We start from the raw sequence: 7,333 nt of genomic DNA, 5'->3' as shown, positions 1-7,333 counted from the left end.
CCTCTCCTGCTTCGGCGATCCCGGGCTCCTAGCCCTCAAGGAAGTCTCCCCCGTGCCGGTGGTGGGCATGGCGGAAGGCGCGCTCCACCTCGCCTGCGCCCGCGGACGCCGGATCGGCATCGTCACCGGCGGCGTCCTGTGGAAGCCGATGCTCACCGAGTTCGTGGCGATGCTCGGCCTCTCCGAGCGTCTCGCCGGCATCCGCACCGTGGCACCGACCGGCGGCGAGGCGGTCGAGGGCGGCGTCGGGGTCGCGGGCGATCTCGCCGCCGGTCGGTGCCACGGTGCGGATGCCGGCGAGACGCTCGGAGAGGCCGAGCATCGCCACGAACTCGGTGAGCATCGGCTTCCACAGGACGCCGCCGGTGACGATGCCGATCCGGCGTCCGCGGGTGCAGGCGAGGTGGAGCGCGCCTTCCGCCATGCCCACCACCGGCACGGGGGAGACTTCCTTGAGGGCGAGGAGCCCGGGATCGCCGAAGCAGGCGAGGTAGACGGCGTCGCAGCCCGCGACGTTGGCGGCCAGGGCGTCGAGGGCGGCGTGGCCCGCGACCGCCGCGGCGGCGCGGCTCGCGATGTAGCGGGCGCCGAAGCGGCCCGTGACCGGCACGATCTCGGCCGGGATCCGCTGCCGCTGGATCACGTACCGGACATGGGCCGCCGCCTGCTCGGTGACGGCGGCGGTGGTGTTGGGGTTGATGAGCAGGACGCGCACCGGACAACCTCCTCGCGCGCCCTTGCGCGGCCGCTACTTCTCGACGAAGGCCTTCTCGATCACATAGTGGCCGGCCTCGCCGTGGTTGCCCTCGACGTAGCCGGCGCCCGCGAGCAGGTCGCGGGTGTCGCGGATCATGTCCGGGCTGCCGCAGAGCATGAAGCGGTCGTCCTCCTTCGTCATCATCGGCAGGCCGATGTCGGCGAAGAGCTTGCCCGAGGTCATCAGGTCGGTGATGCGGCCGCGGTTGCGGAACGGCTCGCGGGTCACGGTCGGGTAGTAGACCAGCTGGTCGCGGACCATCTCGCCGATCAGCTCGTGGTTCGGCAGCGTCTCGGTGATCGTCTCGCCGTAGGCGAGCTCCTGGACGTGACGGCAGCCGTGGACGAGCACCACCTTCTCGAAGCGCTCGTAGGTCTCCGGGTCCTTGATGATCGCCAGGAACGGGGCGAGGCCGGTGCCGGTGCCGAGCAGGTAGAGGTGGCGGCCGGGCATCAGGTTGTCGAGCACCAGGGTGCCGGTGGCCTTGCGGCTGACCACGATCGGATCGCCGACCTGGAGATGCTGCAGCTTGGAGGTGAGCGGGCCGTTCGGCACCTTGATGGAGAAGAACTCCAGCTCGTCCTCGTAGTTGGCGCTGACCACGCTGTAGGCGCGCAGGAGCGGCTTGCCCTCGCCCTTGAGGCCGATCATGGTGAACTCGCCGTTGCGGAAGCGGAACGACGGGTCGCGGGTCGTGCGGAAGCTGAAGAGCGAGTCGGTCCAGTGATGGACGGACAGGACGCGCTCCTCGTTGAAGTTGCTCATCGTGCCAGGGATCCTGCAGGCGTTCGACGGTTCGGCAAGGCTCTCGGTTTGGGAAGGGTCATCTCGCAGGTGCGGCATCGCCGTCAAGGCGTCGTCGCACAAGTGAGGTCTGCGTGGCCGTCAAGCCGCAGCGGAGGCCCGCTGTTCTTCGGAATGCTTCCAGGGAGTTCGCAGCCGGGGTCGAAGGACTCACGCCATCCCGGTCGCGTCGGCCACGAGGTGCAGGGTGGCGCGCAGGCCCGCCATCAGGCCGGCCTCGTCGACGCGGAAGCGCGGCGAGTGGTTGGGCGCGGCCTTGGCCGGGTCGGTGCCCGGCGGGGTGATGCCGACGAAGTAGAAGAAGCCGGGTGCTTCCCTGGCGAAGTAGGGGAAGTCCTCGCTCGCCATGGCGGGATCGACCAGCCGCGCCTGCTCGCCGAAGAGGCGCGCCAGCGTCGGGGCGGACCGGGCGGTGAGCGCGACGTCGTTCTGGAGCGGCGGGTAGCCGTTGTCGTCCCAGGTCACCTCGGTCTTGCCGTTCATTCCCGTCGCGATCGACTGGGCGATCTCGGTGACGCGACGCTTGGCGGTGGCGCGCTGCGCCTCGCCGAAGGTCCTGAGCGTGCCCTCGAGCTCCGCCGTCTCCGGGATGATGTTGTTGCGCAATCCGCCCTTGAAGATGCCGACGCTGAGCACCGCGGGGCTGCGCGCGACGTCGGTCTCGCGGCTGACCACGGTCTGGAGCGTCGTGACGATGGTCGACCCGATCACGATCGGGTCGACGCCGTTCCACGGCATCGCGCCGTGGGTCTGCCGGCCGGTCACCTTGATCTGGAAGCGGTCCGCTCCCGCCATGGCGTTGCCGGGCCGGTAGCCGATGCTCCCCACCGGGAGCGCGCTCGAGACGTGCAGGCCGAACACCATGTCGGGCTTCGGGTCGCGCATCGCGCCCTCCTCCACCATTAGGCGGGCACCGCAGACGCCCTCCCCGACCGTGCCCTCCTCGGCGGGCTGAAAGAGCAGCTTGATCGTGCCGGGCAGGCGGTCGCGCCGGGCGGCGAGCACCTGCGCCGCCGCCATCAGGATCGCGACGTGGCAATCGTGGCCGCAGGCGTGCATCACGCCGACCTCCTGGCCGCCCCACTGGGCCCGGGCCTTCGAGGCGAACGGCAGGTCGACTTCCTCGCGCACCGGCAGGGCGTCCATGTCGGCCCTGAGCGCCACGACCGGCCCAGGCCCGCCTCCACCCTTCAGCACCGCCACGACTCCCGTGCGACCGACGCCCTCGCGCACCTCGTAGCCGAGGTCCCGCAGGTGCCGGGCCACCAGGGCGGCGGTGCGGTGCTCCCGGTTGCCGAGCTCCGGGTTGGCGTGGATGTCGCGCCGCCAGGCGATCATCGCCCCCTCGACCTCCCGCGCTGCGGCGTCGAGGTCGCCGTGAATCGGCCGCGCCGGCGGGGGCGCCTCCCCGGGGGCCGCCGCGACGGCGGAGCGGGGCAGGAGGGCCAGGCTCGCGCAGGCACAGGCGCTCTTCAGCAGGGCCCGCCGGGCCGGCGCCGCGGGCTCGACCGCCTCCGCCCGAAATCCCCTGGCTGCGCGCAAACCGATCCGCATCATGGCGTCGCTCCCGGTCGTCCGCACCCGCTCCGGCCGAGGCGGGTCCAGCCCGAGGATAGCCGCGGTCCCCGCCGCCGACCATGGGTCAGCGGTGCGCCCGACGCTCGCCCGCGGCTTGCGCCGCGCCCGCCCTGCCGCCATGACGGGCGCCCATACTCCCCACCCCCAATTTCTGCCCTTTCGCGACGAGGCCCGCATGATCGAAGCGGCGATGATCTGGAACGAGCCCAACAACAAGTCGCACTGGGACCCCGAGATCGACCCGGGCTGGGCGCTCTTCGCCGACACGCTGGACTGCGCCGCCCGGGCCGTGAAGGCGGAGGCGCCGCACCTGCCGACGGTGCTCGGGGGCATCTCGCCGATCGACCCGTCCTTCATCCGGCTGCTCGACGCGCGGCGCGCCCTCGACCACGTCGACGTGGTGGCGGTGCACGGCTTCCCCCTCGACTGGAACCTCTGGCAGATCAACGAGTGGCCGGCGAAGCTCGCCGAGATCCGGGCGGTGACGAGTAAGCCGATCTGGGTCACCGAGGTCGGCGTCTCGACCTTCGGGGCCGAGGAGGTGCAGGTCTTCGGCCTCGACCGCACCGCCGAGCTGCTGGTCGGCCGGGCGCCGCGGATCCACTGGTACAGCCTCTACGACCTGCCGCAGGCCTGGGGCGCGACCACGCGGCACCGGGAGGCGGAGGGCTCCTCCTACTACCGGCACTTCTACATGGGGCTGCTGCGCGAGGACGGCACGCCGAAGCCGGCGCTCGAGCACTTCGCCCGCCACACGCCGGCGCTCGGCCTGTGCCAGTGGTTCCACTACGAGGATCACCGCCTCGACGAGGCCGTGGCCTGGATGCGGCGGCTCGGGGTGACGTATCTTCGCACCGGCCTGTCCTGGGCCGATTCATTCCGGCCCAACGCCCTCGACTGGTTCGACCGGCAGATGGAGGCCCTGGCGGAGTTCGACGTGACCGTGACGTTCTGCTTCACCCCCGAGCACCGGGGCATCGCCCCCCACCACACCAGCCCGCCGCAGGTGAAGGAGGAGTTCGCCGAGTTCTGCGCCGCGATGATCCGGCGCTACGCCGGGATGGTGCGGCCCGGGCCGGCCCTCGGGCCGCAGCCGGCGATCTGAGATGACGCCCCGCATCGCCCCTGTCCTGGCCCCGACCTCACTGGCCGCCGAACGCTTCCTGGCGGCGCTCGCCGACCCGGCCTGCGGGCCGGTCGCGGCTCAGGACGCCGCGCTCGTGGTGGCCCATCCGGACGACGAGAGCATCGGCTGCGGCGCGCAGCTGCCGCGCCTGACCGGGCTGACCGTGATCCACGTCACCGACGGCGCCCCCCGCGACGGCCGGGACGCAGGCCGGCGCGGCTTTCCGGATGCTGCCGCCTACGCGGCGGCGCGGACGCGGGAACTCGACGCGGCGCTGGACCTGGCGGGCGTCGGCCCGGAGCGGCGCGTCGCCCTCGGCCATCACGACCAGGGCGTGGCGGAGATCATCGCGCCGCTGGCCCGGCACCTGGCGGCGCTGTTCTCGGAGCGGGGCATCGCGGTGGTGCTCACCCACGCCTACGAGGGCGGCCACCCGGACCACGATGCGGTGGCCCTGGCGGTGCAGGGCGCCCGCCGGCTGCTCGGGCCCGAGCGCCTCGCGGTGATCGAGATGCCGTTCTACCACGCCGGGCCGGAGGGTCTCGACGCCGGCAGCTTCCTGCCGGCCGAGCCGCCGCGGCGGGCGATCGCGCTCCACCTCGACCCGGACGACTGCGCCCTCAAGGCCGCGCTCTTCGCCGCCCATGCCAGCCAGGCCGCGACCCTGAACCTCTTCCCGATCGCCCTCGAGCGCTTCCGCGAGGCGCCCGACCACGAATTCGGCGCGCTGCCGAATGGCGGCCGGCTGCTCTACGAGGCGTGGGGGCTCGGCCTCGACGGCCCGCGCTTCCGGGCGCTCGCCGAGGCGGCGGGGCGGGAGATCGGCCTCGGACAGGGTCGGACACCCGATCAGCCCGGACGAGGGAGCGGCTGCTGAGGGTGGGACAGGGTCATTGCGAGGACTGCGCCGTCGCGCGGACCGTGAACTTGTAGGCACCCACCAGCGCGAGCACCGTCGCGAGGATGTCGATGCGTCGGGGGATCTCCGGCACGTAGACCATCGCCGCATCGGCCAGGACGAGCACGGCGAAGGCCGCCGCCCAGACGAGGGTGATGGTGCGGTTGACCTGAAAGAATTGCGGGGTGCCCCAGGCGTCCCGTGGCGTGGTGTCCCGAGCGTACTGGAGCGTGAAGGGCTGCCCGACGGCCAGAGAAGCCAGCACGATGAGGAGCAGGCCCGCGTCGACGACGAGGCGTACCGCGGGAATCGTCCAGGTTTGCCCAGTGAACCGGGTGTAGAGCGCGAGACCGGCGAACAACACCAGAGTGCCGATTTCCAGGATCTTGAAGGATCGACCGAGCACGAGGCGGTCGCGAAGGAGGAGTGCGGCAGCCACGGCCGCGCCCGCCCACAAGGCCGCCTCCACGAATCCGAGATGGATGAGGATCGCGAAGGCGAAGAAGGGTGCGAAGCTCGCGAGCAGGTTCATGTTGCACCATGCGTTGCGGCCTGCCGCAAAGGGTGCCGCCATGCGCAGCTTACCGGGTTCCGAACCACCGTGAAGCTATGCTCTCTCGGGGCTGCTTCGGGTGAGGAGCGGACGTCTATCCGCCTGGGCTCCCTTGGGCGGCTGTGAGCCTGCCTCGACAGCCAAGGCTCGGATTGGCGGGCGAGTACCACCTTCTTGGACAGAGGCAGCGGATCGACGTCCGCCAGAATCGGCAGATCATCCTGCATATCGCCCGCAGCGCGGCCGCTCGGCTCCCGACCGAGTGGATGACGCGCTCCTTCTTGCCGATCGCAGCGTCCACCCTCAGCCATTCTCAGAGGACCGCCGCCCGAGTCGGCGCCGGGAGCAGAGCCCGGTGGCCGAGGACGCCATCAGCGTCGCCAGTTGCTTCCACTGCATGCACGCCTGCTACTGCGACAAGACTGTTCAGCATAATTAAATAGGAATTCAGTCCGACAATGTCGCCCGCCCTTAACGATTATTTATTGTCAAGCCCGCGCCTTGATCTGGACACGCTTGCAAACCCGCCGCAAGCTCCCTCTCCCTCGAGCGGGGAGGCTGCAATGCGCCACACCTTCGTAGGTTTATTCTGCATCTTGGCTGTTCCGGCTCACGCACTCGACGCACGCGATCTGCACGGAACCTGGAAGTTGCTCAGCAGCAGCACGAAAGAGCTTGATTCCAGTCAAGAGCGCGACACGCTGGGGCCCAACCCGAATGGCTACATCACTTACGGCGCGGACGGACGGATGATGACCGTCGCGACGAGCCGGGATCGCCCGAACGCCGGCGATACCTCCAAGCTAACCGAGGAGGTTCGTGCGAAATTGCAGAGATCGATGTGGGCCTATGCTGGAACGTACACCGTACAAGGCGACTCCGTCATCCACAAAATTGAGACAAGCTGGAACGAAATCTGGAACGGGACGACCATGATCAGAGACATTCGCAAGCGCGAGGACGGACGACTGATATTCACAACAAAACCCCAGAAGGGTAATCAGAACGGCAAAATGGAAATTTTGACGCTAGTGTGGGAGAAGGTGAATTAGCGAATTCCGATCGATAAAAATCTATTTTATAATAATATAACTACATACAATCAAATTGTCATAACTTCTTCCACTCTCGCCGTCCTGCGATTCCTAATCAAGACACCAGAAAGAGCGGGGAAATTAGATAGAAGATAATCTCTTCAGTGAAATTTTCTTTGATTTCAATCAAGCACGTTTCACAAGCGGTTCCGGCGGGTTCGCCGAAAAATGCCGTGGTCTCAATGCCCGCTGCCGGCCGGCATCGCGCGGTAGAACGCGATCACGTCGCGGTAATCCTGGTCGACCGGCGTGACCGGCACGGCGAGCCGGAGCGAGAGGCCGGCGAGGCCGGCGAGCAGGGCGAGGACGAGGCAGGCGCGCAGCGACATGACGGGCGGGTGCCAGAACGGCCGGCCCGAGTAAAGCGCGGTCTCCGAAACGAGTACGACCGGGCCGGTCGATGATCTTGGGCGGAGCGAGGGGGCGGAGCTCAACCCGAGATCGCGACCGGCCCGGCCGCATGTCCACAACCTACCGGGCGAGTGATGAATGTCAACATTCGTCACTCGCCCGGTAGGTTGTG

At 69.1% G+C, this 7,333-nt stretch carries 7 protein-coding genes and 2 pseudogenes; 4 read left to right on the top strand and 5 right to left on the bottom strand.

The features are described 5' to 3' along the window. Positions 1-52: 52 nt before the first annotated feature. Positions 53-181 (top strand): annotated as a pseudogene (locus VQ02_RS39635) (aspartate/glutamate racemase family protein); the annotation flags it as partial. A gap of 3 nt (positions 182-184) precedes the next feature. On the opposite strand, the pseudogene VQ02_RS32775 reads toward VQ02_RS39635, so the two are convergent. From VQ02_RS32775 to VQ02_RS32765, 3 genes and pseudogenes are all read right to left on the bottom strand, one after another. Beyond that, positions 185-715 (bottom strand): annotated as a pseudogene (locus VQ02_RS32775) (aspartate/glutamate racemase family protein); the annotation flags it as partial. Between the two features lie 33 nt (positions 716-748). Next, positions 749-1,522: a ferredoxin--NADP reductase gene (locus VQ02_RS32770; RefSeq protein WP_048448455.1), complete on the bottom strand. Its 774-nt coding sequence runs from the start codon at positions 1,520-1,522 to the stop codon at positions 749-751. Between the two features lie 189 nt (positions 1,523-1,711). After that, a complete protein-coding gene (locus tag VQ02_RS32765) occupies positions 1,712-3,118 on the bottom strand; it encodes an amidohydrolase (RefSeq protein ID WP_245239920.1) in 1,407 nt (468 codons plus the stop codon). Between the two features lie 196 nt (positions 3,119-3,314). Here VQ02_RS32765 and VQ02_RS32760 point away from each other — a divergent pair, with 196 nt between their 5' ends. Both VQ02_RS32760 and VQ02_RS32755 read left to right on the top strand, forming a co-directional pair. After that, the gene (locus tag VQ02_RS32760; protein WP_048448454.1) at positions 3,315-4,244 is read left to right on the top strand and encodes a glycoside hydrolase 5 family protein; all 930 of its coding nucleotides are present in this window, start codon (positions 3,315-3,317) and stop codon (positions 4,242-4,244) included. Position 4,245: 1 nt separating this feature from the next. Beyond that, positions 4,246-5,142 carry a PIG-L deacetylase family protein gene (locus tag VQ02_RS32755; protein WP_048448453.1) on the top strand — a complete coding sequence of 299 codons (897 nt, stop codon included), beginning with the start codon at positions 4,246-4,248 and terminating at the stop codon, positions 5,140-5,142. A gap of 13 nt (positions 5,143-5,155) precedes the next feature. On the opposite strand, the gene VQ02_RS32750 is transcribed toward VQ02_RS32755, so the two are convergent. Beyond that, entirely contained in the window at positions 5,156-5,695 is a 540-nt protein-coding gene (locus VQ02_RS32750; RefSeq protein WP_048448456.1) for a hypothetical protein, read from the bottom strand. Positions 5,696-6,279: 584 nt separating this feature from the next. Between VQ02_RS32750 and VQ02_RS36435 the strand changes: the two genes are divergently transcribed. Further along, on the top strand, positions 6,280-6,768 hold the full coding sequence (locus VQ02_RS36435; protein ID WP_167350817.1) for a lipocalin-like domain-containing protein: 489 nt from the start codon (positions 6,280-6,282) through the stop codon (positions 6,766-6,768). A gap of 221 nt (positions 6,769-6,989) precedes the next feature. On the opposite strand, the gene VQ02_RS38495 is transcribed toward VQ02_RS36435, so the two are convergent. Further along, a complete protein-coding gene (locus tag VQ02_RS38495; protein ID WP_167350816.1) occupies positions 6,990-7,139 on the bottom strand; it encodes a hypothetical protein in 150 nt (49 codons plus the stop codon). Positions 7,140-7,333: the final 194 nt, after the last annotated feature.

This window comes from Methylobacterium variabile (assembly GCF_001043975.1).
GTDB classification, from domain to species: Bacteria; Pseudomonadota; Alphaproteobacteria; order Rhizobiales; family Beijerinckiaceae; genus Methylobacterium; species Methylobacterium variabile.
This window is presented reverse-complemented; position numbering and strand designations above follow the sequence as displayed.